The 20,328-nt window shown below is 70.9% G+C and carries 20 protein-coding genes; 5 read left to right on the top strand and 15 right to left on the bottom strand.

From position 1 onward, the window contains the following. Positions 1-23 precede the first annotated feature (23 nt). Positions 24-170, top strand: a complete 147-nt coding sequence (locus IO20_RS40840; protein ID WP_169749646.1) for a hypothetical protein — start codon at positions 24-26, stop codon at positions 168-170. Between the two features lie 125 nt (positions 171-295). Here IO20_RS40840 and IO20_RS0126175 read toward each other — a convergent pair whose 3' ends face one another. Then, positions 296-646 (bottom strand): metal-sensitive transcriptional regulator, encoded by a 351-nt coding sequence (locus IO20_RS0126175; protein ID WP_030219033.1) that lies wholly within the window; start codon positions 644-646, stop codon positions 296-298. A gap of 193 nt (positions 647-839) precedes the next feature. Here IO20_RS0126175 and IO20_RS0126170 point away from each other — a divergent pair, with 193 nt between their 5' ends. Together IO20_RS0126170 and IO20_RS0126165 are read left to right on the top strand one after the other, a co-directional pair. Continuing rightward, the gene (locus IO20_RS0126170) at positions 840-1,460 is read left to right on the top strand and encodes a DUF47 domain-containing protein (protein ID WP_030219030.1); all 621 of its coding nucleotides are present in this window, start codon (positions 840-842) and stop codon (positions 1,458-1,460) included. Between the two features lie 5 nt (positions 1,461-1,465). Beyond that, positions 1,466-2,464, top strand: coding sequence for an inorganic phosphate transporter (locus IO20_RS0126165; protein WP_030554364.1), 999 nt, complete (start codon positions 1,466-1,468; stop codon positions 2,462-2,464). Between the two features lie 350 nt (positions 2,465-2,814). On the opposite strand, the gene pstB is transcribed toward IO20_RS0126165, so the two are convergent. From pstB to mshD, 11 genes are all read right to left on the bottom strand, one after another. Further along, entirely contained in the window at positions 2,815-3,591 is a 777-nt protein-coding gene (gene pstB, locus IO20_RS0126160; RefSeq protein ID WP_030554362.1) for a phosphate ABC transporter ATP-binding protein PstB, read from the bottom strand. A gap of 25 nt (positions 3,592-3,616) precedes the next feature. After that, a complete protein-coding gene (gene pstA, locus IO20_RS0126155; protein WP_030554360.1) occupies positions 3,617-4,690 on the bottom strand; it encodes a phosphate ABC transporter permease PstA in 1,074 nt (357 codons plus the stop codon). Next, positions 4,687-5,661 (bottom strand): phosphate ABC transporter permease subunit PstC, encoded by a 975-nt coding sequence (gene pstC / locus IO20_RS0126150; protein WP_030554358.1) that lies wholly within the window; start codon positions 5,659-5,661, stop codon positions 4,687-4,689. Before pstC ends, pstA begins: the two co-directional genes overlap by 4 nt. A gap of 104 nt (positions 5,662-5,765) precedes the next feature. Further along, positions 5,766-6,908 carry a phosphate ABC transporter substrate-binding protein PstS gene (gene pstS, locus IO20_RS0126145; protein WP_030554356.1) on the bottom strand — a complete coding sequence of 381 codons (1,143 nt, stop codon included), beginning with the start codon at positions 6,906-6,908 and terminating at the stop codon, positions 5,766-5,768. 196 nt (positions 6,909-7,104) lie between these two features. Then, entirely contained in the window at positions 7,105-7,521 is a 417-nt protein-coding gene (locus tag IO20_RS0126140) for an NUDIX hydrolase (protein WP_030554355.1), read from the bottom strand. Next, the gene (locus tag IO20_RS0126135) at positions 7,518-8,525 is read right to left on the bottom strand and encodes a CHAD domain-containing protein (RefSeq protein ID WP_030554353.1); all 1,008 of its coding nucleotides are present in this window, start codon (positions 8,523-8,525) and stop codon (positions 7,518-7,520) included. Before IO20_RS0126135 ends, IO20_RS0126140 begins: the two co-directional genes overlap by 4 nt. Continuing rightward, the gene (locus tag IO20_RS0126130) at positions 8,512-10,767 is read right to left on the bottom strand and encodes an RNA degradosome polyphosphate kinase (protein WP_030554352.1); all 2,256 of its coding nucleotides are present in this window, start codon (positions 10,765-10,767) and stop codon (positions 8,512-8,514) included. The genes IO20_RS0126135 and IO20_RS0126130 overlap by 14 nt, the downstream gene beginning before the upstream one ends. A 273-nt stretch (positions 10,768-11,040) precedes the next feature. After that, positions 11,041-12,021 carry an ABC transporter permease gene (locus IO20_RS0126120; RefSeq protein WP_030554350.1) on the bottom strand — a complete coding sequence of 327 codons (981 nt, stop codon included), beginning with the start codon at positions 12,019-12,021 and terminating at the stop codon, positions 11,041-11,043. Beyond that, on the bottom strand, positions 12,018-12,860 hold the full coding sequence (locus IO20_RS0126115; RefSeq protein WP_030554349.1) for an ATP-binding cassette domain-containing protein: 843 nt from the start codon (positions 12,858-12,860) through the stop codon (positions 12,018-12,020). Before IO20_RS0126115 ends, IO20_RS0126120 begins: the two co-directional genes overlap by 4 nt. Further along, complete coding sequence (locus IO20_RS0126110; protein ID WP_030554347.1) at positions 12,857-13,243, bottom strand: GntR family transcriptional regulator; 387 nt, start codon at positions 13,241-13,243, stop codon at positions 12,857-12,859. Before IO20_RS0126110 ends, IO20_RS0126115 begins: the two co-directional genes overlap by 4 nt. Before the next feature lie 117 nt (positions 13,244-13,360). Then, on the bottom strand, positions 13,361-14,287 hold the full coding sequence (gene mshD, locus IO20_RS0126105; RefSeq protein ID WP_030554346.1) for a mycothiol synthase: 927 nt from the start codon (positions 14,285-14,287) through the stop codon (positions 13,361-13,363). Between the two features lie 153 nt (positions 14,288-14,440). Here mshD and IO20_RS0126100 point away from each other — a divergent pair, with 153 nt between their 5' ends. Together IO20_RS0126100 and IO20_RS0126095 are read left to right on the top strand one after the other, a co-directional pair. Further along, a complete protein-coding gene (locus IO20_RS0126100; protein ID WP_030554344.1) occupies positions 14,441-16,270 on the top strand; it encodes a bifunctional metallophosphatase/5'-nucleotidase in 1,830 nt (609 codons plus the stop codon). Positions 16,271-16,406: 136 nt separating this feature from the next. Further along, positions 16,407-17,261, top strand: a complete 855-nt coding sequence (locus tag IO20_RS0126095; RefSeq protein WP_030554342.1) for a phosphatidylinositol-specific phospholipase C — start codon at positions 16,407-16,409, stop codon at positions 17,259-17,261. Positions 17,262-17,320: 59 nt separating this feature from the next. Here the strand turns inward: IO20_RS0126095 and IO20_RS0126090 are convergent, their stop codons facing one another. The 3 genes from IO20_RS0126090 to IO20_RS0126080 form a co-directional block, all read right to left on the bottom strand. After that, positions 17,321-18,124: a nucleotidyltransferase domain-containing protein gene (locus tag IO20_RS0126090; RefSeq protein WP_030554341.1), complete on the bottom strand. Its 804-nt coding sequence runs from the start codon at positions 18,122-18,124 to the stop codon at positions 17,321-17,323. Between the two features lie 67 nt (positions 18,125-18,191). Beyond that, a complete protein-coding gene (locus IO20_RS0126085) occupies positions 18,192-19,583 on the bottom strand; it encodes a sensor histidine kinase (protein WP_030554340.1) in 1,392 nt (463 codons plus the stop codon). Continuing rightward, on the bottom strand, positions 19,580-20,308 hold the full coding sequence (locus IO20_RS0126080; protein ID WP_030554339.1) for a response regulator transcription factor: 729 nt from the start codon (positions 20,306-20,308) through the stop codon (positions 19,580-19,582). The genes IO20_RS0126085 and IO20_RS0126080 overlap by 4 nt, the downstream gene beginning before the upstream one ends. Between the last annotated feature and the right edge of the window lie 20 nt (positions 20,309-20,328).

Below are 20,328 nucleotides of genomic sequence, written 5' to 3'. Positions count from 1 at the left end.
TGGCCCCGCCCGGTACAGCAACCGTGCCCGCAGATCCCGACTGCGTCGCCCTCGCCGAGATCGAACTCTGCGGCGAACTGATCATCGCGGCCTCGGCCGCGGACGGGGAGCGGCTCAGCGCCGACCGGATCGACGAGGTGCTGAGGGTGGCGGGGGCGAAGGATCGCTGACGATGCCGGTCTAAGGGCCGCTGTGACGCCGGTCGAAGGGCCGCTGGCGACGCCGGCGGTGGGGCGGGGCCTCGTACGGGCGGGAACGCCTCGGGTGGGCGTCCCGCACCGGGTGAGGTCGGGACTCAGGTGCGCAGCATGCGGGCGATGGCCTTCGTGGCCTCCTCGACCTTGGCGTCGATGCCCTCGCCGGTCGCCGCCGCGTCCGCGACGCAGTGGCGCAGGTGCTCCTCCAGGAGCTGCAGCGCGAAGGACTGGAGTGCCTTCGTCGAGGCGGAGACCTGGGTGAGTATGTCGATGCAGTAGACGTCCTCGTCGACCATCCGCTGCAGACCGCGGATCTGGCCCTCGATGCGGCGGAGCCGCTTGAGGTGCTCGTCCTTCTGCTTGTGGTAGCCGTGCACGCCGTGGTCGTGGTCGGCCGGCACGACGGCCCCGACGGCCTCGGGAACCTGGTCCGCCTCGGTGGTCGTCATCGCGTCCTCCCGTTGTCCATTAAGGGGGTGTATACCCCTCGTGGGTATATGGTACCGATCCCCGCCGATCCGGGCGGGGGTCCGTGCTGTTCACTGTGCCTGATGGGCGACACTGAGAGGACGCCGGTTAGCCGTGGCCGGATGATGCGCCTAGCATCAGCCTGACCGAAACCCAGCACCCCGAGGACCCCACGTGCGATTTCGTCTGACCCCCAGGGAGACGAGCTTCTACGACATGTTCGCCGCTTCCGCGGACAACATCGTCACGGGCTCCAAGCTCCTGATGGAACTGCTCGGAGCGGAGCCTTCCGCCCGGGCCGAGATCGCGGAGCGGATGCGGGCAGCGGAGCACGCCGGCGACGACGCGACCCACGCGATCTTCCACCAGCTGAACTCCTCCTTCATCACCCCCTTCGACCGCGAGGACATCTACAACCTCGCGTCGTCCCTCGACGACATCATGGACTTCATGGAAGAGGCCGTCGACCTCGTCGTCCTCTACAACATCGAAGAGCTCCCCAAGGGCGTCGAGCAGCAGATCGAGGTCCTGGCGCGGGCGGCCGAGCTGACCGCCGAGGCCATGCCGAACCTGCGGACGATGAAGGACCTCACCGAGTACTGGATCGAGGTCAACCGGCTGGAGAACCAGGCGGACCAGATCCACCGCAAGCTGCTCGCCCAGCTCTTCAACGGCAAGTACGACGCCATCGAGGTGCTGAAGCTCAAGCAGGTCGTCGATGTGCTGGAAGAGGCGGCCGACGCCTTCGAGCACGTGGCCAACACGGTGGAGACCATCGCGGTCAAGGAGTCCTGAGCTTCGTGGACACCTTCGCTCTGATCGTGACCATCGGTGTCGCGCTCGGCTTCACGTATACGAACGGCTTCCACGACTCCGCCAACGCCATCGCGACCTCGGTGTCGACCCGGGCGCTGACGCCCCGGGCGGCGCTCGCGATGGCGGCCGTCATGAACCTCGCCGGTGCCTTCATGGGCAGCGGGGTCGCCAAGACGGTCAGTGAGGGGCTCATCGAGACCCCGACCGGCGACAAGGGGATGGGCATCCTCTTCGCGGCGCTCGTCGGCGCGATCATCTGGAACCTGATCACCTGGTACTTCGGCCTGCCGTCCTCCTCCTCGCACGCCCTGTTCGGCGGCATGGTGGGTGCGGCGCTCGCCGGGGGCACCGAGGTGCTCTGGGGCGGCGTCCTCGACAAGGTCGTCATCCCGATGTTCATCTCGCCGGTGGTCGGTCTCCTCGCCGGGTACCTGGTCATGTGCGCGATCATGTGGATGTTCCGCAAGGCCAACCCGCACAAGGCCAAGCGCGGCTTCCGTATCGCGCAGACGGTGTCCGCGGCCGGCATGGCGCTCGGTCACGGTCTGCAGGACGCGCAGAAGACCATGGGCATCGTGGTGATGGCCCTGGTCATCGCCGACGTGCAGCAGGCCGGCGACGACATCCCGGTGTGGGTGAAGATCGCCTGTGCCGTGATGCTCTCGCTCGGTACGTACGCGGGCGGCTGGCGCATCATGCGGACCCTCGGCCGGAAGATCATCGAGCTGGACCCGCCGCAGGGCTTCGCGGCGGAGACCACGGGCGCGTCGATCATGTTCGGCTCCGCGTTCCTCTTCCACGCGCCGATCTCGACGACCCATGTCATCACCTCCGCGATCATGGGCGTGGGTGCGACGAAGCGGGTCAACGCGGTGCGGTGGGGTGTCGCCAAGAACATCATCCTCGGCTGGTTCATCACGATGCCGGCGGCGGCCCTTGTCGCTGCGACGAGCTTCTATGTGGTGCAGCTGTTCTTCGGCTGACAGCCGGTGCCGCCGGGTGTTGCTGGGGGTCCGGGGTTATCCCCCGGGGGATGCAGTGTGGTGCAGCTGTTCTTCGGCTGACCGTTCAGGCTCGGGTCCCTGTGGTGGACGGGCTTGAGGGGGCGCCGTCCTGGTGGCGTCGTGCCCACCCGTTCCGCCCCGGCGGAACGCATGCCCACCACGTGTCCTACAAATGGTCGGGCCCGGCTCCCCTGTGGGGGAGCCGGGCCCTTCGTCATGCGGTGGCACCGCCATGCAGCACCGCAGACGTGCGTGCCCCGCACGTGGTGGCCCTGGGCCGGGGGCGTGGTCACTGACCCCGGTGGTGGGCACACACGTGCTGGACGTCTCTATCCGAAGCGGCCGGAGATGTAGTCCTCGGTCGCCTGGACGCTCGGGTTGGAGAAGATGCGCTCGGTGTCGTCCAGCTCGATCAGCTTGCCGGGCTGGCCGACGGCCGCCAGGTTGAAGAACGCCGTACGGTCCGAGACGCGGGCGGCCTGCTGCATGTTGTGCGTCACGATGACGATCGTGAAGCGCTCCTTCAGCTCGCCGATGAGGTCCTCGATCGCCAGGGTCGAGATCGGGTCCAGGGCCGAGCAGGGCTCGTCCATGAGCAGGACGTCGGGCTCGACGGCGATGGCGCGGGCGATGCACAGGCGCTGCTGCTGGCCGCCGGAGAGGCCGGAGCCGGGCTTGTTGAGGCGGTCCTTGACCTCGTTCCAGAGGTTGGCGCCCTTGAGGGACCGCTCGACGATGTCGTTGAGCTCGGCCTTCTTGTACTTGCCGTTGAGGCGCAGGCCCGCCGCCACGTTGTCGAAGATCGACATGGTGGGGAAGGGGTTGGGGCGCTGGAAGACCATGCCGACCGTGCGGCGCACGGCGACGGGGTCGACGTTCGACCCGTACAGGTTCTCGTCGTCCAGCATCACCTTGCCCTCGACGCGGCCACCGGGGGTGACCTCGTGCATGCGGTTCAGGGTGCGCAGGAAGGTGGACTTGCCGCAGCCGGACGGGCCGATGAAGGCCGTCACGGAGCGGGGCTCGACGGTCATGGAGATGTCGTCGATCGCCTTGTGGGCGCCGTAGTAGGCGGAGAGGCCGCTGACGTCGATGCGCTTGGCCATGTGAATCACTTCCAATTGCCGCTGGTCAGCGGGCGGTCTTCGGGGCCTTCCAGCGGGCGATGCCGCGGGCCACCAGGTTGAGGATCATGACGAAGGCGATCAGGACGAGCGCGGCGCCCCAGGCACGGGCCATCGCGGCGTCGGTGCCGACCGCGAACTGCTCGTACACGTAGAGCGGCAGGGAGGACTGCGCGCCTTCGAAGGGGTTCGGGTTGATGAGCTTCGTACCGAACACGAGGAGCAGGACCGGGGCCGTCTCACCGGTGATACGGGCGACCGCGAGCATGACGCCCGTGGTGATGCCGCCGATCGCGGTGGGCAGGACCACCTTCAGGATGGTGCGCCACTTGGGGATGCCGAGGGCGAGGGAGGCCTCGCGGAGCTCGTTCGGGACGAGCTTGAGCATCTCCTCGGTGGAGCGGACCACGACCGGCATCATCAGGATGGACAGGGCCATCGCGCCGGCGAAACCGGAGGGCCCGAAGCCCAGCATCAGGTTCCAGGTGGCGAGGACGAAGAGGCCGGCGACGATCGACGGGATGCCCGTCATGACGTCGACGAAGAAGGTGACGGCCTGGGCGAGCTTCCCGCCGCCGTACTCGACGAGGTAGACGGCGGTGAGGAGGCCGATCGGGGCCGCGATCAGGGTCGCGATGGCGACCTGCTCGATGGTGCCGAGGAGGGCGTGGTAGACGCCGCCGCCGGCTTCGGCGTCGAGGACGCCGTTCATCGAGTGGGTCAGGAAGTAGCCGTCGAGGACGCTCATGCCCTTGCTGACGGTGACCCAGGCGAGGGAGAGCAGCGGGACGACGGCGAGGACGAAGCAGACCCAGACGAGGCTGGTGGCGACGCGGTCCTTGGCCTGGCGGCTGCCCTCGACCTTGGTCGTCACGGCGTACGTGACGAGGACGAAGAGCAGCGCGGCGATCATGCCCCACTGGATCTTGCTGTGCCATCCGGCGGCGAGGCCGATGCCGATGCCCGCGGCGATCGAGCCGGCGGCGATGGCGGCCGGCGTCCAGCGCGGGAGGCGGGCGTGGGAGAGCGAGCCGGGGCGGGAGGCCACGGTGACCGGACGATCCTGAATGGCGTGGCTCATGCCGCTGCCCCCGAGTACTCCTTGCGGCGGCCGATGATCCAGCGGGCGGCGCCGTTGACCAGCAGGGTGATGGCGAAGAGGACGAGACCGGAGGCGATGAGCGCGTCCCGGCCGTACTCGTTGGCCTCGTTGAACTTGGCGGCGATGTTCTGCGCGAAGGTGCCGCCGCCCGGGTCGAGCAGGTGGCCCGAGATCAGGAAGCTGGGGGAGAGGACCACGGCGACGGCCATGGTCTCGCCGAGTGCGCGGCCGAGGCCCAGCATGGAGGCGGAGATGATGCCGGAGCGGCCGAAGGGCAGCACCGACATGCGGATGACCTCCCAGCGCGTGGCGCCGAGGGCGAGGGCGGCTTCCTCGTGCATCTTCGGGGCCTGGAGGAAGACCTCGCGGGTGACGTTGGTGATGATCGGCAGGATCATGATCGCCAGCAGGATGCCCACGGTGAAGAGCGAGCGGGCGGGGCCCTCGTTGGCCTTGTCGAAGATGTACGTCCAGCCCATGTACTCGTCGAGCCAGAGGTTCAGGCCGTCCAGGTACGGCACGAGGAAGATCGCGCCCCAGAGGCCGTAGATGATGCTGGGCACGGCGGCGAGCAGGTCGACCACGTACGCGAGCGGCTTGGCCAGCTTGCGCGGCGCGTAGTGCGAGATGAAGAGCGCGATGCCGATCGCGACGGGCACGGCGATGGCCATCGCGATGATCGACGAGACGACCGTGCCGAAGGCGAGGACGGCGATGCCGAAGACCGGCGGGTTGCCCGCCGGGTTCCACTCGAAGGTGGTGAAGAAGTTCGTGCTGTCCTTCGAGATCGCGAGAACGGCGCGGTAGGTGAGGAAGCCGGCGATCGCGGCCATGATCACGAGGAGGGTGATGCCGGAGCCGCGGGAGAGGCCGCTGAAGATGCGGTCCCCGGGGCGGGCCGCGCTCTTGGCGCGCCGGCTCCTCTGTATGTCTGGTGTGGTGGTAGCCATCTGCTTCTCCGGTCTGCGGGGCCCCTACGGGTGTACGGGCTCCTGGCGGCGGTGCACCGGATGCCGGGCCGGCCCCCTGGGTGGGGGCCGGACCCGGCCGGGGGTCAGGACAGGGTGGGGACGATCGCGCGGACCTTGGCCGCGATCTCGGCCGGGAGCGGGGCGTAGCCGGCGTCGGCGAGGACCTTCTGGCCCTCCTCGCTCACGGTGTAGTTGAGGAACGCCTTCAGGGTCGGCAGGGTCTCCGCCTTGTTGCCCTTGTCGCAGGCGATCTCGTAGGTGACGAGGACGATCGGGTAGGCGCCCTCGGCCTTCGTCGCGTAGTCCAGGGAGAGGGCGACGTCGTTGCCGGTGCCCTTGACCTTGGCGGCGGCGATGGCCTTGGAGGCGTTCTCCGAGGTGGCGGCGACCGGGGCGGCCGCGCCGGTCGCGATGCTGACGGTGGAGATCTTGTTCGAGGTGGCGTACGAGAGCTCGAAGTAGCCGATGGAGCCCTCGGCGTCCTTGACGGCGGTGGCGACACCGGAGGAGCCGTTCGCGGCCTGGCCGCCCTGGGCGGGCCACGACTTCGACTTCGGGTCGTGCTTCCAGTCTGCCGCGGCGGCGGTGGAGAGGTACTTGCCGAGGTTCTGGGTGGTGCCCGACTCGTCCGAGCGGTGGAAGGCCTGGATCGTGCTGTCGGGGAGCTTGGCGCCCGGGTTCAGCTTGGCGATCGCCGGGTCGTTCCACTTGGTGATCTTGTTGTCGAAGATCTTGGCGATGGTGGAGGCGTCCAGGACCAGGTTGTCCACGCCCTCCAGCTTGTAGCCGATGGCGATGGGGCCGCCGACCATGGGCAGGTTGACGCCCTTGCCGCCCTTGCAGATCTTCTGGGACTCGGCGACCTCTTCGTCCTTCAGGGCGGAGTCGGAGCCCGCGAAGGCGACCTGGCCCTGGTTGAACTTGGTGATGCCGCCACCGGAGCCGATGCCCTGGTAGTTGATCTCGACGCCTTCACACGCGGCCTGGAAGTTCTTGACCCACAGGTCCATCGCGTTCTTCTGCGCGCTGGAGCCGGCGGCGAGGAGCTGGCCCTTCGCTCCGGCACAGTCGATGTCCGACGCGGCGGCGGAGGTCTTGGTGCCGCCGTCCTTGGTCGGCGTCTCCGTGTTGTTGTCCGAGCCACACGCCGAGAGGACGAGCGCACCGGAGACGACGAGGGCACCGATCGCGGAGGCGCGAAGCCCGTTCTTGCGCGAAAGCTTCACTTTCGGGTGTTCCTTCCAGAAGCCGCCAGTCGTGGACCGAGTGTCCTGAACGTTCTACGGCGGCGTGTGTCGGTTGGAGGTGCATCGCTGTGCTCTCTGCACCGTGTACGTCCGAAATTAGGCAGAACAGGTGAAGCGGTCGGCCGAAGAGAGTGAACGGGAAGTGAACCGTGCCGTAAGCCCGGGTGTGGCCGGCTCAGAGGCGGGTGGCCACGGCGGCGTCCAGGAGCTCCCGGTCCCGGGGCTGGGTGAGGCGGGATCTCGCCGCTGCGGGGGCCAGCCAGAGCAGCGCGTCGATCTCTCTCGTCGGGGTGAAGGCGCCGTCCAGGGCGCGGGCCGCCCAGTAGACGACCTCCTTGGGGCGCCCCGCCACCGTGTAGCGGACCGTGGGGAGGCGGGGGCCGAGCTCGCAGTGCCGGCCCGTCTCCTCCAGGACCTCGCGCAGCGCGCACGCCTCCGCCGTCTCGCCGCGTTTGCGCTTGCCCTTCGGGTGCGACCAGTCGTTCCACTTCGGCCGGTGGACGAGCGCGACCTCGATGCCGTGGCCGGAAAGCGCCGGGCGCCACAGGACGCAGCCCGCCGCCAGGATCGGGCCCCGGTCGTCGGCGGTCATGGGACCGGTGCCGTCGTTCTGTGCCAGGCGCGCTGGAAGGCGAAGCGGGCCGCCTCCACCTCGTGGCGCTGGTCGGCGTGGAGCACCCCCAGGGCGTACGCGGTCGCCGGGGCGATGCGGGGGGTGCGGGCGGCGGTGGCGGCGGCCGTCGCGGCTTCGGCGGCGTCCCGGTGCCGGTCCAGGGCGCGGGCCGCCTCGTACAGGACGGAGTGCGGTTCGCCGCCGGTGTGCAGGGCCTCGCAGGCGTAGCGGTGCAGGCGCAGCAGGAGCCGGGTCTGGTGCCAGGGCGCGTCCTGTCCTTCCCCGGCGGCGAGCGCGAGGGCGTCCGCGTTGTACGGGTGGGCGGCCCTGGTCAGGGGCAGGGCCGCCACCGCCTCCAGGAGGCGCCGTTCGGCGACCTCGGCGGGGCCGTCGAGGACCTCGATGGCGGGGGCCGCGCCGACGGGGCCGAGCGGCACTTCGGAGGCGAGGAGGGCGACGGCGTCGGCGACGGCGTGGAAGCGGGCCGAGCCGAGTGCCTGCAGGGACGCCGAGTGGGCTCGTGTACGGGCCAGGGTCAGCTGGCGTTCGAGGAGGGCGCCGGCCCGGGCGGCTCCCACGGTGAGGCCGGCCGCCTCACTGCCCCGGGCGGCGGGTACGGCGCCGCCGTGCCCCGTACCCGTACCGCTCGACAGGCGGGACAGCGCGTCCACCAGGCGGACGAGCCGGGACGTGCAGGCCTGCTCCAGGGCCAGGGTGCCGGAGAGCCAGGCCAGCTCGGTGCGCAGCTGGTCCGCCCAGGCCGTGTCGAGCAGCGGCCGGAAGGTGTGGAGCGTGGCGCCGATCCGGCGGGCGGCGCCGCGCAGGGTGCGGGTCGCCTCCTCGGATCCGGCCGTGTCCGAGCCGCTCTCGGCGTGCAGCCGGAGGCCGCGGAGGAAGTCCGCGGCCCGGGCGTGCAGGTAGGGGGCCAGGACCTCGCCGGCCGAGACGTCCCGTCCGTGGTCAGAGTGGTCAGGGTTGTGCACGCCGGCGCCTCCGCGCGTCGATGAGCATCTCCTGGACGTGCCGCAGGGGGCGGCCGTCGGGGTCGGTCGCGTGCCGCGTCCAGTTCCCGTCGGGTCCGAGGTGCCAGGAGGAGGTGGTGTCGGACATCCCGGTCTCCAGGAGCCGGGTGAGCGCGGCCCGGTGGGCCGGGTCGGAGACCCGTACGAGGGCCTCGATCCGGCGGTCCAGGTTGCGGTGCATCATGTCGGCGCTGCCGAACCAGACCTCGGGTTCGCCGCCGTTGCCGAAGGCGAAGACCCGGGAGTGCTCCAGGAAGCGGCCGAGGATCGAACGGACCCGGATGTTCTCCGAGAGGCCGGTGACCCCGGGGCGCACGGCGCAGATGCCGCGGACCCAGATGTCGACGGGGACGCCGGCGCGCGAGGCCTGGTAGCAGGCGTCGATGATCGCCTCGTCGACCAGGGAGTTGACCTTGATCCGTACGTAGGCGGGCCGTCCGGCGCGGTGGTGGACGATCTCCTTGGTGATCCGGGAGACCAGTCCGTCCCGCAGCGACTTCGGGGCGGTGAGCAGACGGCGGTACGTCTCGCGGCGGGAGTAGCCGGAGAGCCGGTTGAACAGGTCGGAGAGGTCCGCGCCGACCTGCGGGTCGGCGGTGAGCAGGCCGAGGTCCTCGTACAGCCGGGCCGTCTTCGGGTGGTAGTTGCCGGTGCCGACGTGCGAGTAGCGGCGGAGCAGCTCGCCCTCCTGCCGTACGACGAGCGACAGCTTGCAGTGGGTCTTCAGGCCGACGAGGCCGTACACGACGTGGCAGCCGGACTCCTCCAGCTTGCGCGCCCACTTGATGTTGGCCTGCTCGTCGAAGCGGGCCTTGATCTCGACGAGGACGAGGACCTGCTTGCCGGACTCGGCGGCGTCGATGAGGGCGTCGACTATCGGGGAGTCGCCCGAGGTCCGGTACAGCGTCTGCTTGATCGCGAGGACGTCGGGGTCGGCCGCCGCCTGCTCCAGGAAGGCCTGCACGGACGTCGAGAACGAGTCGTACGGGTGGTGCAGGAGCACGTCCCGCTCGCGCAGCGCCGCGAAGACGTCCGGCGCGGACGCCGACTCCACCTCGGCGAGGTCCCGGTGGGTGCCGGCGATGAACTTCGGGTACTTCAGCTCGGGCCGGTCCTGCCCGGCGATCCCGAAGAGCCCGGTCAGGTCCAGCGGGCCGGGCAGCGGGTACACCTCGGCGTCGGACACCTTCAGCTCGCGTACGAGCAGGTCGAGGACGTACGGGTCGATGGACTCCTCGACCTCCAGGCGCACCGGCGGCCCGAAGCGGCGCCGCATGAGCTCCTTCTCCAGGGCCTGGAGCAGGTTCTCGGCGTCGTCCTCCTCGACCTCCAGGTCCTCGTTCCTGGTCACCCGGAACATGTGGTGCGCCAGCACCTCCATGCCGGGGAACAGCTCCTCCAGGTGCGCCGCGATCACGTCCTCCAGGGGGACGTAGCGCTGCGGGGAGGCCTCCAGGAAGCGGGTGAGCAGCGGCGGCACCTTCACGCGCGCGAAGTGGCGGTGGCCGCTCACCGGATTGCGCACGACCACGGCGAGGTTGAGGCTCAGGCCGGAGATGTACGGGAAGGGGTGCGCCGGGTCCACGGCCAGCGGCGTGAGGACCGGGAAGATCTGCTGCCGGAACAGGGTGAAGAGGCGCGCCTGCTCCTTCTCCGTGAGCTCGGGCCAGCGGATGAGGTGGATGCCCTCGTCGGCCAGCGCCGGGGCGACGTCCTGCTGGAAGCAGGCGGCGTGCCGGGCCATCAGCTCGCGCGAGCGCGTCCAGATCAGGTCCAGGACCTCGCGGGGCTGGAGCCCGGAGGCGGAGCGGGTGGCGACGCCGGTCGCGATGCGGCGCTTGAGGCCGGCGACCCGGACCATGAAGAACTCGTCGAGGTTCGAGGCGAAGATCGCGAGGAAGTTCGCTCGTTCGAGGAGGGGTGTGGTCGGGTCCTCGGCGAGTTCGAGGACGCGCTCGTTGAACGCGAGCCAGCTGCGTTCCCGGTCGAGGAAGCGGCCCTGCGGCAGGTCGTCGCCGAGCCCGCTGTCGCCCTCGTAGGTGTCGGGATCGGTGTCCAGATCGGGGGCGAGATCGGTCACGACGGTGCCGTTCACGATCTGCGCGCGGTGCGCGGCTATGGAACCGAGGGACGACGCGGCGGACGACGGGGCGGACGGCGTGGCGGAGGTCTGGACCGGGACCTCGGCGGGCTGCTGGCTCATGGCCCCATTCTTCCGCGCGAAGGGGTCGTCGGGCGCGTCGGAGCGGGCCGTGGGGGAGGGAAGTCTCCCTTTGGGGAGGGCCCGGGCGGGCACGGACACGGAGCGCTTCATTGCGTGAGCGTCGCAAGCGCGTCTGAATGGCCGGTAACGACGACATGTCGTGCGGGAATCGGGGGCGGGGCCCTTGTCAGGACCCCGCCCCCGATTCCTCCTTACGGGTGACGGACGCCGGGCTTCTCACGGGCGCCGCGCCCCCTACGGGTGACGGGCTTCCTACGGGTGACGGGCGCGCAGCACGCGGAAGGCGGCGAAGGCCGCGAGGACGGCGAGGGCGAGGAGGACGCCGGTCTCGATGAGCTGCGTGGACCAGAAATGGGACTCGGGGTGGTAGTCGACGTACTGGCCGGTGACGTCGTTCCGGGCCAGGCACTGGGCCTCGATCTTGCTCCAGAGGTCCCCGCCGCCGTCCGTGCCCGGGGTCCGCGACGCCTCCTCCCAGCAGATCATGCGGTCGAAGCGGGTTCCGGAGGAGGTGAGGAGGCCCGTCTCCATGACCAAGCCGTGCCCGGGTGCCCAGAGGGAGGGGCCTGCCGGGGCGGTGACCGTCTTCACCGGCAGGATGGACCAGCGGTAGGCGCCCATGACGAGCAGGGCCACGCCCATGACCAGGCCGGTGGCCGACATGGCGACGAGGGTGCGGCGGATCAGCTGGCCGAGGAGGGCGCCGACGGCGACGGCCGCGAGGACGTACGCGAAGTGGACGATGCCGGTGGCCGCGTACGGGTGCGGGTCCCAGCTCGGGTACCCGGAGGGAGCCATGCGGCTCCAGCCGATCCGGAAGGCGCCCATGAGGGCGACCGTGGCGAGCAGGGCGACGGCGGTCGCGGTGAGGAGCTTCGCGCGGAGCCAGGTCGCAGGGCTCAGCGACTGGGTGAGGGACACCTTGTACGTGCCCGACTCGAACTCGCGGGCGACGAGCGGACCTGCGACGAAGGCGCCGGCCAGGAGCGGGACGAAGAGGATGCCCAGGCCGAGGTAGTCCATGGCCAGCGTGAGCGTCCTGAACCCCCTGTTCTCGTCCGAGGGGGCCGAGTACCCGTCCTGCAGGTACACGTCGGGTGTCTGCAGGTCCCAGATCCGCAGCCCCCCGATCACCGCGAGCGTCAGGAGCACCAGCGCCCCCGTCAGCCACAGCGTCCGGCGGTACTGGCGGACCGTCACCCAGTAGGGGCCCTTCAGGGCGAGGGCGCTCATGCCGGGGCTCCTTCGGTGGTGCGGAGGTGGGCGAGGAGGAGGTCCTCCAGGGAGGGTTCCGACGTCTCCCAGGGGCCTTCGACCGGTCCCTCGTGGCGTATCAGCGCCGTGAGCTGACGGCCTGTCGCCCGGGACTCGACGACCGTGTGCGGGGCGAGGTCGGCCACGGGTCCGGTGAGCAGGGTGTGGGCGGCGAGGAGTTCGTCGACGGCACCGTCGAGGCGGACCCGGCCGCCGTGCAGCAGGAGGAGGTGGTCGCAGGCGCCCTCCAGTTCGGTGAGGATGTGCGACGACATGACGACGGTGGTTCCGTGCTCGGCGGCGTCGGCCATGAGCACGCCCATCAGCTGATGGCGGGCGAGCGGGTCGAGGTCGGCCATCGGCTCGTCGAGGAGCAGCAGTCCGGGCCGCTTGCCGAGGGCGAGCGCGAGCGCGACGCGGGTGCGCTGGCCGCCGGAGAGGTGGCGCACGAGGGTGTCGGAGGAGAAGCCTCCGCCCTCGACGACCCGCTTGGCGAGAGCGGAGTCCCACCGACCGGGGTTGAGTTCGCGGCCCATGCGGAGGGTGTCGGCGACGCTGAGCCGGGGGTGGAGCGGCTTGTCCTGGGCGACGTACGCGAGGTGTTCGCGGGCCGGGGCGCCGATGGTGCCCTCGGTGGGGCGCAGGAGCCCGGCGGCGAGGGCGAGGAGGGTGGACTTGCCGGCACCGTTGGGGCCGACGAGGGCGCAGATCCGCCCGGCGGGGAGGGCGAAGTCGCACCCCCGGAGGGCCCAGCCGCGGCCTCTTCCCCCGTATTTCTTGCCCAGGCCTTCGGCCGTCAGGGCCGGGTCCTCGGTCATGTGTCGTCCCCCTCGAAGTGTTCCTTCAGTACGGAAGTGAAGAGCGCGGCCACGTCCTCGCGCTCCAGGCCGGCGGCGCGCGCGCGGCGGGCCCAGTCGGTGAGTTCGCCACGCAGGGGCGAGTCGGCGGGGCCGGTGCCGAGGGTGGCGCGGACGAAGGTGCCGAGGCCGCGGCGGGCCTCGACGAGGCCTTCGCGTTCGAGTTCGCGGTAGGCCTTGAGGACCGTGTTGGGGTTGATGGCCGTCGCTTCGACGACCTCGCGCGCGGTGGGCAGCCGGTCGCCCGGTTCCAGGAGGCCCATCCGGAGGGCCTGTTTCGTCTGCTGGACGATCTGGAGGTAGGTGGCGACGCCGCTGCGCCGGTCGATGCGGTACTCGAGCACGATCCCTTTCACCACCCTTTCACTAATCAAGTAGTGAAAGGGTGGTGCAAAGAAGGGGGCGGTGTCAACCGCCCCCTTCCGGCCGGGCGGTCTCAACCGCCCTCTGTCCTCCGGGTCTTACGACTCCGTGCGGTACATCAGGTCCACCTCGTGGGTGGCGAAGCCCAGGCCCTCGTAGACCCGTACCGCCGAGGTGTTGTCCGCGTCCACGTACAGCATCGCCGTCGGCAGGCCCTGCGCCGCCAGGTGCCGCAGGCCGGTCGCGGTGAGCGCCTTGCCGAGGCCGCCGCCCTGCGCGTCGGGCAGGATGCCGACCACGTACACCTCGCCGAGCTGCTCCTCGGCATGGGTCTTCGTCCAGTGGAAGCCGATCAGCCGGCCGTCCTTCTCGGCGAGGAAGAAGCCCTTCGGGTCGAACCACGGCTCGGCCATCCGGTCGTCCAGGTCCCGCTGGGTGAGCGAGCCCTGCTCCGGGTGGTGGGCGAAGGCGGCGGCGTTGACCGCGAGCCAGGCCTCGTCGTCCTGGCCGGGTACGAAGGTGCGGACGGTCACGCCCTCGGGGTACACCGGCTCCGGGATGTCCAGCGGGGTCAGCGCGCGCCGGAGCTGGCGCAGTTCGCGGAAGAGCGTCAGGCCGAGGACCTGGGCGAGGTGCCGGGCGGCGGACTTGCCGCCGTGCGCCCAGACGCGCAGCCGCTTGCCGGAGGCGGCGAGCAGGGCGGTGCCGAGCGCCCGGCCGTGGCCGCGGCCCCGGTGCGACGGGTGGACGACGAGTTCGGCGGCCGGTGCCTCGATCGGGTCGGTCTCCTCCAGCTGGGCGTAGCCGTACAGGCGGGGGCCGACGGTGAGGAGGAAGTGGCGCACGCCCTCGCGGCGGCCGTGGCGCAGGTACAGCCGGCCCTGCTCGGATACCGCGTGCACGCCGTCGGCGTGGTCGGCGGCCTCCAGCAGCTCCAGTACGTCCTGGACCTGCTCGGGGGCGAGCTCGTCGTAGGTGTGGATCTGCCGTCCGGGTTCGAGGGCCGGTGCCGCGTCGGAAGTCATGGCACGAGCCTACGGCGACACTTCGTCAGCCAGCGGCAACTGTCTTGTAACCAGCCACCCCCTGTTGCGCTACGCGCGTTGACTCTAGGCTGCACGCGCAACGGGGAGCAGACCAAGGCCCGACGAAACGGGGCAAGGGGACGAGTGGGAGACATGGCAGTGGCATCGAGGAAGAACAAGACCGTGCGGCGGATTCTCGCCACCGGGGCGGGGCTTGCGACGGTCGGGGCGCTCGTCGCCACGATGCCGTCGGCCGGGGCGTCCGGGGACGAGTTCGCCGCCGGGTACGGGAACGGCAAGGGATGGGGCCGGATGGTCGACGTCCAGCTGCTGTCCTTCAACGACCTGCACGGCAACCTGGAGCCGCCGACCGGCTCTTCGGGCCGGCTCACCCGCCTCAAGGAGGACGGCACTCCCGAGACGATCAATGACGTCGGCGGCGTCGAGTACCTCGCCACGCACCTGCGGCAGGCCCGCGAGGGCAACCGCTACTCCGTCACCGCGGCCGCGGGCGACATGATCGGCGCCTCGCCGCTGGTCTCCGGGCTGTTCCACGACGAGCCGACCATCGAGGCGCTGAACAAGCTGAAGCTCGACGTGAGCTCGGTCGGCAACCACGAGTTCGACGAGGGCGCGCGCGAGCTGGCCCGGATACAGAACGGCGGCTGTCACCCGACCGAGGGCTGCTTCGAGGAGGGCAAGACCTTCGAGGGGGCGGACTTCCCCTACCTCGCGGCCAACGTGACGGACGAGAAGAGCGGCAAGCCGCTGCTCGACCCGTACTTCGTCTGGGAGAAGGACGGCGTCAAGATCGGCTTCATCGGCGTCACCCTCGAGGGCACCGCCAACATCGTGTCGGCCGAGGGCATCAAGGGCCTGGAGTTCGGCGACGAGGTCGAGACGATCAACAAGTACGCCAAGGTGCTCGAGCGCAAGGGCGTGAAGTCGATCGTCGCCCTGCTCCACGAGGGCGGCCTGCCGGCCTCGGGCGCGTACAACTACGACTGTGACAGCCCGGGTCCCGGCAACGGCATCTCCGGCCCGATCGTCGACATCGCCAAGAACGTCAGCCCGCAGGTCGACGCCCTCGTCACCGGCCACACCCACCAGGCGTACGCGTGCACCATCGCGGACCCGGCGGGCAAGCCGCGCACGGTCACCTCGGCGGCTTCCTTCGGCAGGCTCTACACCGACACGACGCTCACCTACGACCGTCGTACGAAGGACATCGTCCGCACCGCCGTCGCCTCCGCGAACCACGTCGTCACCCGTACCGTGGCCCCGGCCGACGACATGAGCAAGCTGATCAAGCGCTGGAAGGACCTGGCCGCGCCGATCGCCGGCCGTCCTGTCGGCCACATCTCCGCCGACATCGAGAACCCCCTCGACGCGGGGGTGTACGAGAAGCCGATGGGCAACCTGATCGCGGACGCGCAGCTGGAGGGCATGGCCCCGGCCGACAAGGGCGGCGCGCAGCTCGCCCTGATGAACCCGGGCGGCGTCCGCGCGCCGCTGACCCGCAAGGCGTCCGGCGCCGAGGGCGACGGGGTCGTGACCTACGGCGAGGCGTACACCGTCCAGCCGTTCACCAACATGATGACGGCGGTCGACCTGACCGGCGCCCAGCTCATCACCACGCTCCAGCAGCAGGTCAGCGGCGCCAACCTGGGCGCCCCGAAGATCCTCCAGGTGTCGAAGAACTTCACCTACACCCTGGACATGACGAAGACCGGTGCCGACCGGATCGTGGTCGGCTCGGTGCGGCTCAACGGTGAGGCGATCGACCCGGCCAAGACCTACCGGGTCGCGATGAACGAGTTCCTGGCCGGTGGCGGCGACGGCTTCGCCGTCCTGAAGGAGCACAAGAACAAGCTTGTCGGCGCGTCCGACCTGGACATGTTCACCGCCTACCTGACGGCCCACTCCTCGGCCGCCGCGCCGCTGGCCCCGCCGGCGACGGACCGCATCACGGTCATCAAGTAGCCGTACGCAGAACTGAGCAGCCCTTCCGGGGCCCCTGAGCGAGGGGGCGGCGGACCGTTCCGACGGGCCGCCGCCCCTTTCGCGTACGTCCGGAAGACCTCTGGCGTCTTTGTCGTGACCCTGACATCATCCGGGCATGGAGCGACGACGCTTTCTCGTGGGGGCCCTCGCCGCCGGGGCCGGAGTGATGCTCGGGGCGCCCAGCGCCTCCGCCGTGGACGTACGCGCCTGGATGGCCGCGCACGGCGACGGGACGGCCCTGCGGCAGCTCACCATCCCCGGCACCCACGACTCGGGCGCCCGGTTCGGCGGCCTCTGGTCCGAGTGCCAGAACACCACCATCGCCCAGCAGTTGGACAGCGGCATCCGCTTCCTGGACATCCGGTGCCGGGTGACCGGCGGGTCCTTCGCCATCCACCACGGCCCCTCGTACCAGAACATGATGTTCGGGGACGTCCTCGTCGCCTGCCGCGACTTCCTCGCCGCGCACCCCTCCGAGACCGTCCTCATGCGGGTCCGGCAGGAGTACTCCGAGGAGTCCGACGCCACCTTCCGCGCGGTGTTCGACGACTACCTCGACGGGCGGGGCTGGCGCTCCCTCTTCCGCATCGGCTCCGGGCTGCCGCTCCTCGGCGAGGCCCGCGGCCGGGTCGTCCTCCTCGCCGACAACGGCGGACTGCCGGGCGTGAGATGGGGGGACGGCTCCCTCTTCGCCGTCCAGGACGACTGGAACGCGCTGCCCGACGCCAAGTACCCGAAGATCGAGGCCCACTTCCGCGCCGCCGTCGAACAGCCCGGCCGCCTCTACGTGAACTTCACCAGCACCTCCGCCTACCTGCCGCCCCGCTGGAACTCCGACCGGCTGAACCCGCGCGTCCACGGCTTCCTCGACGGCGCCGAGATGTCCGGCCGTACGGGGCTCGGGATCGTCCCCATGGACTACCCGAACACCCGCGCCGGACTCGTGGAAGCCCTGCTCCGGCACAACTAGGGTCTTTCGTTTGGATCAGGCCGGACCCCGCGAGCCCGGCATGATCCAAACGAAAGGCCCTAGAGGGCGCGCGGACTCTTTTCGCCGTGTACGCGCGCGTACTCGGCCGCCAGCCAGGGCGCCAGGTCGTCGATGAGCATCCCGAGGACCGCCGGGTCGGGCGCGACCGAGCGGCCCGTCGTCACGGCGAGCCGCATCTGTTCGGCGCGATCCGGGTAGAAGCCGCCGAAGACGGCGGCCTGCCGGTCGAGGTCGCTGGTCCAGCCGCCCCACCGGGGCATGACGAGGGTGAAGCCGGTACGGACGAGCCTTCGGCCGACCCGCCGCCGGAGGACGTGCGGGTCCGTGCCTTCGGCGGCCCGGGTGCGCCAGCCGGGGATGAGCCGGCCGAGGTCGCCGTTCGTCTCGCGGGCCAGGAGCGAGGTGGGGCGGTACCGGGGCAACTCGTCGGCGAGGTCGGGGCCGATGAGCGGCGTGCAGAGGCAGGCGATGAAGAAGCCCCCGTCGTGGCGCTCGGCTTCGCTGAGCACCGTCCGGGTGTGGGAGAGCACGATGCCGACGCCGTCGATCACGGGGAAGTCCCGGTCGAGCGCGGCTTCCAGGGCGCGGGCGTCCGCCTGGTCGGCCGCCGTGGGTTCGTCGTGCAGGGCCAGTTCGAGGTCGAGGTCTGAGACGCCCGGGACCGCGGTGCCGCGGGGAAGGCTGCCGTACAGGTAGGCGCTGTGCAGACGGTCCGGCCCGAACGTGCCGGAGATCCCGGCCCGCGCCGCCTCGACGACCGGCGCGAACGCCGGGGGCACGCGCTCCAGGGCGCCTTCGCGCAGGATCGTTCCGTCGGGGGCCAGTCCGCGTCCGTCGTCCATGGCGTCACTCTGCCCCGGACGGCGGCCGATCGCCGAAGGGTTTTCTCCCACCCCGGTCAGGGGCGCGTCACCCCTCCGGCGGCGGCGTCGGCGCCCCCGGCAGCCGTACCGTCGCCACCGTCCCGCCGCCCTCCGCCGGCGTGAGGGCGACCGTGCCGCCCGCGTGGTGGACCGTACGGGCCACGATCGACAGGCCCAGGCCCGAGCCCGGGAGGCTGCGGGCCGAGGGGGAGCGCCAGAAGCGGTCGAAGACGTGCGGGAGCTCGTCCGGGGCGATGCCGGGACCCTGGTCGCGGACGGTCAGTTCGCCGCGCATCAGGGTCACCTCGACCGTGCCCCGGGGCGGCGAGAACTTCACCGCGTTGTCCAGGACGTTCATCAGGGCCCGCTCCAGGGCCGCCGGTTCCGCCCGTACGTACCAGGGCGCCAGGTCCGTGACGAAGGCCAGCTCCGGGCCGCGCAGCCGCGCCCGGTCCAGGGCCGTCCGCAGGATCGTGTGCAGCGGGACCACTTCGAGGGGGCCCGGTGCCGCCGCGTCCGGGCGGGCCAGTTCCTGGAGATCGCCGATCAGCGCGGCCAGCTCCGTCATCTGCGCCTTCACCGAGGCCATCAGGGCCCGCCGGTCCTCCGGCGGGATCGCCCGGCCCGTCTCCTCGCTGCGCGCGAGGAGTTCGACGTTCGTACGGAGGGAGGTGAGCGGCGTGCGGAGCTCGTGGCCCGCGTCCGCGATGAGCTGCGCCTGCCGGTCACGGGAGGTCGCGAGCGCCGCGGTCATCGCGTTGAAGGAGCGGGAGAGGCGGGCGATCTCGTCCTCGCCCTCCACCGGGATGCGGACGGTCAGGTCCTCGGTCGCGGCGACGTGTTCGACGGCCCCGGTCAGCCGGTTCACCGGTTCGAGGCCGGTCCGCGCGACCCACAGGCCGGCCGCGCCCGCGCCGACGACCCCGATCCCGGAGACCAGGAGGAGCACCCAGCGCAGGGTGGACATCGAGTTGTCGATCTCGTCGAGCGGCCGGGCGACGGAGACGGCGAGCCCGATCGGGCCGTCCTGCGGGTAGGTGTAGACCCGCATCTCCCGTCCGCTGTCGTCCTTCACGGTGTGCAGGGCGTACTCCAGCTGTCCCCGCGCCACCGCGAGGTCGCCCGCGCCCGCCGGGATGGCGGCCTTGCCCGAGGTGCAGACGCTGCCGTTGGCGAGGATCACCTGCACGGTGTACGAGCCCGCCACCGGAGGCGGGGTGCCCCCCTGCCGGCAGAGGGCGAGCAGGCTCTGCACCCCGTTCGCGTCGAGCCGGGTACTGCGCAGCGAAGAGTCCATCTCGGTCTCCAGCTGTGCGCGGGTCACGAACCAGCAGGCGAGCGAAGCGGCGGCGACGGCGACGGCCACCGCGAAGGCGGTGAGCAGCGCGAGCCGTGACCGCAGGGGCCGTGAGCGGAACCAGGCCAGCGGACTGCTCACTCCCCGCCTCCTCCGCGCAGCGCGTAGCCCACGCCCCGCACCGTGTGCACGAGGCGCGGCTCGCCGCCGGCCTCCGTCTTGCGCCGCAGATACATCACGTACACGTCCAGGGAGTTCGAACTGGGCTCGAAGTCGAAGCCCCACACGGCCTTGAGGATCTGCTCCCGGGTGAGGACCTGCCGCGGGTGCGCCAGGAACATCTCCAGGAGGGTGAACTCCGTCCGCGTCAGCTCCACCGTCCGCCCGCCGCGGGTCACCTCGCGGGTGGCCAGGTCCATCCGCAGGTCCTCGAAGGCGAGCACGTCGGTCTCGGCCGGGGCGGCCGCCGTGGCGGAGGCGTACGAGCTGCGCCGGAGCAGGGCCCTGATGCGGGCGAACAGCTCGTCCAGCTCGAAGGGCTTCACCAGGTAGTCGTCGGCGCCCGCGTCGAGCCCGGTGACCCGGTCGCCGACGGTGTCGCGGGCGGTGAGCATCAGGATCGGCACGGTGGATCCGGAGGCCCTGATCCGGCGGGCGGCCGTCAGCCCGTCCATGCGGGGCATCTGGACGTCGAGGACGACGAGATCGGGGGCGTACGACTCCATGCGGGAGAGCGCGTCGAGGCCGTCGACGGCGTCCTGCGTGCCGTACCCCTCGAAGGCGAGGCTGCGGCGCAGGGCCTCACGGACGGCGGGCTCGTCGTCGACGATGAGGATGCGCTCGGCTTCGTTCTGCTGTCCCGTCATGGCCTCAGCGTCGCATGCCG

Origin of the sequence: Streptomyces exfoliatus (genome assembly GCF_000725545.1) — a bacterium.
In the GTDB taxonomy this organism is placed as follows: domain Bacteria; phylum Actinomycetota; class Actinomycetes; order Streptomycetales; family Streptomycetaceae; genus Streptomyces; species Streptomyces exfoliatus.
The sequence above is the reverse complement of the archived record's forward strand: the minus strand, read 5'-3'. Positions and strand labels throughout refer to the sequence as shown.

What these genes read in the sequence shown, in the direction of transcription:
- IO20_RS0126175 (WP_030219033.1), bottom strand. Translation starts at nt 646, where the DNA reads ATGACGACCACCGAGGCGGACCAGGTTCCCGAGGCCGTCGGGGCCGTC.
- pstB (WP_030554362.1), bottom strand. Translation starts at nt 3,591, where the DNA reads ATGGCCAAGCGCATCGACGTCAGCGGCCTCTCCGCCTACTACGGCGCC.
- pstA (WP_030554360.1), bottom strand. Translation starts at nt 4,690, where the DNA reads ATGAGCCACGCCATTCAGGATCGTCCGGTCACCGTGGCCTCCCGCCCC.
- pstC (WP_030554358.1), bottom strand. Translation starts at nt 5,661, where the DNA reads ATGGCTACCACCACACCAGACATACAGAGGAGCCGGCGCGCCAAGAGC.
- IO20_RS0126140 (WP_030554355.1), bottom strand. Translation starts at nt 7,521, where the DNA reads ATGACCGCCGACGACCGGGGCCCGATCCTGGCGGCGGGCTGCGTCCTG.
- IO20_RS0126130 (WP_030554352.1), bottom strand. Translation starts at nt 10,767, where the DNA reads ATGAGCCAGCAGCCCGCCGAGGTCCCGGTCCAGACCTCCGCCACGCCG.
- IO20_RS0126120 (WP_030554350.1), bottom strand. Translation starts at nt 12,021, where the DNA reads ATGAGCGCCCTCGCCCTGAAGGGCCCCTACTGGGTGACGGTCCGCCAG.
- IO20_RS0126115 (WP_030554349.1), bottom strand. Translation starts at nt 12,860, where the DNA reads ATGACCGAGGACCCGGCCCTGACGGCCGAAGGCCTGGGCAAGAAATAC.
- mshD (WP_030554346.1), bottom strand. Translation starts at nt 14,287, where the DNA reads ATGACTTCCGACGCGGCACCGGCCCTCGAACCCGGACGGCAGATCCAC.
- IO20_RS0126100 (WP_030554344.1), top strand. Translation starts at nt 14,441, where the DNA reads ATGGCAGTGGCATCGAGGAAGAACAAGACCGTGCGGCGGATTCTCGCC.
- IO20_RS0126095 (WP_030554342.1), top strand. Translation starts at nt 16,407, where the DNA reads ATGGAGCGACGACGCTTTCTCGTGGGGGCCCTCGCCGCCGGGGCCGGA.
- IO20_RS0126090 (WP_030554341.1), bottom strand. Translation starts at nt 18,124, where the DNA reads ATGGACGACGGACGCGGACTGGCCCCCGACGGAACGATCCTGCGCGAA.
- IO20_RS0126080 (WP_030554339.1), bottom strand. Translation starts at nt 20,308, where the DNA reads ATGACGGGACAGCAGAACGAAGCCGAGCGCATCCTCATCGTCGACGAC.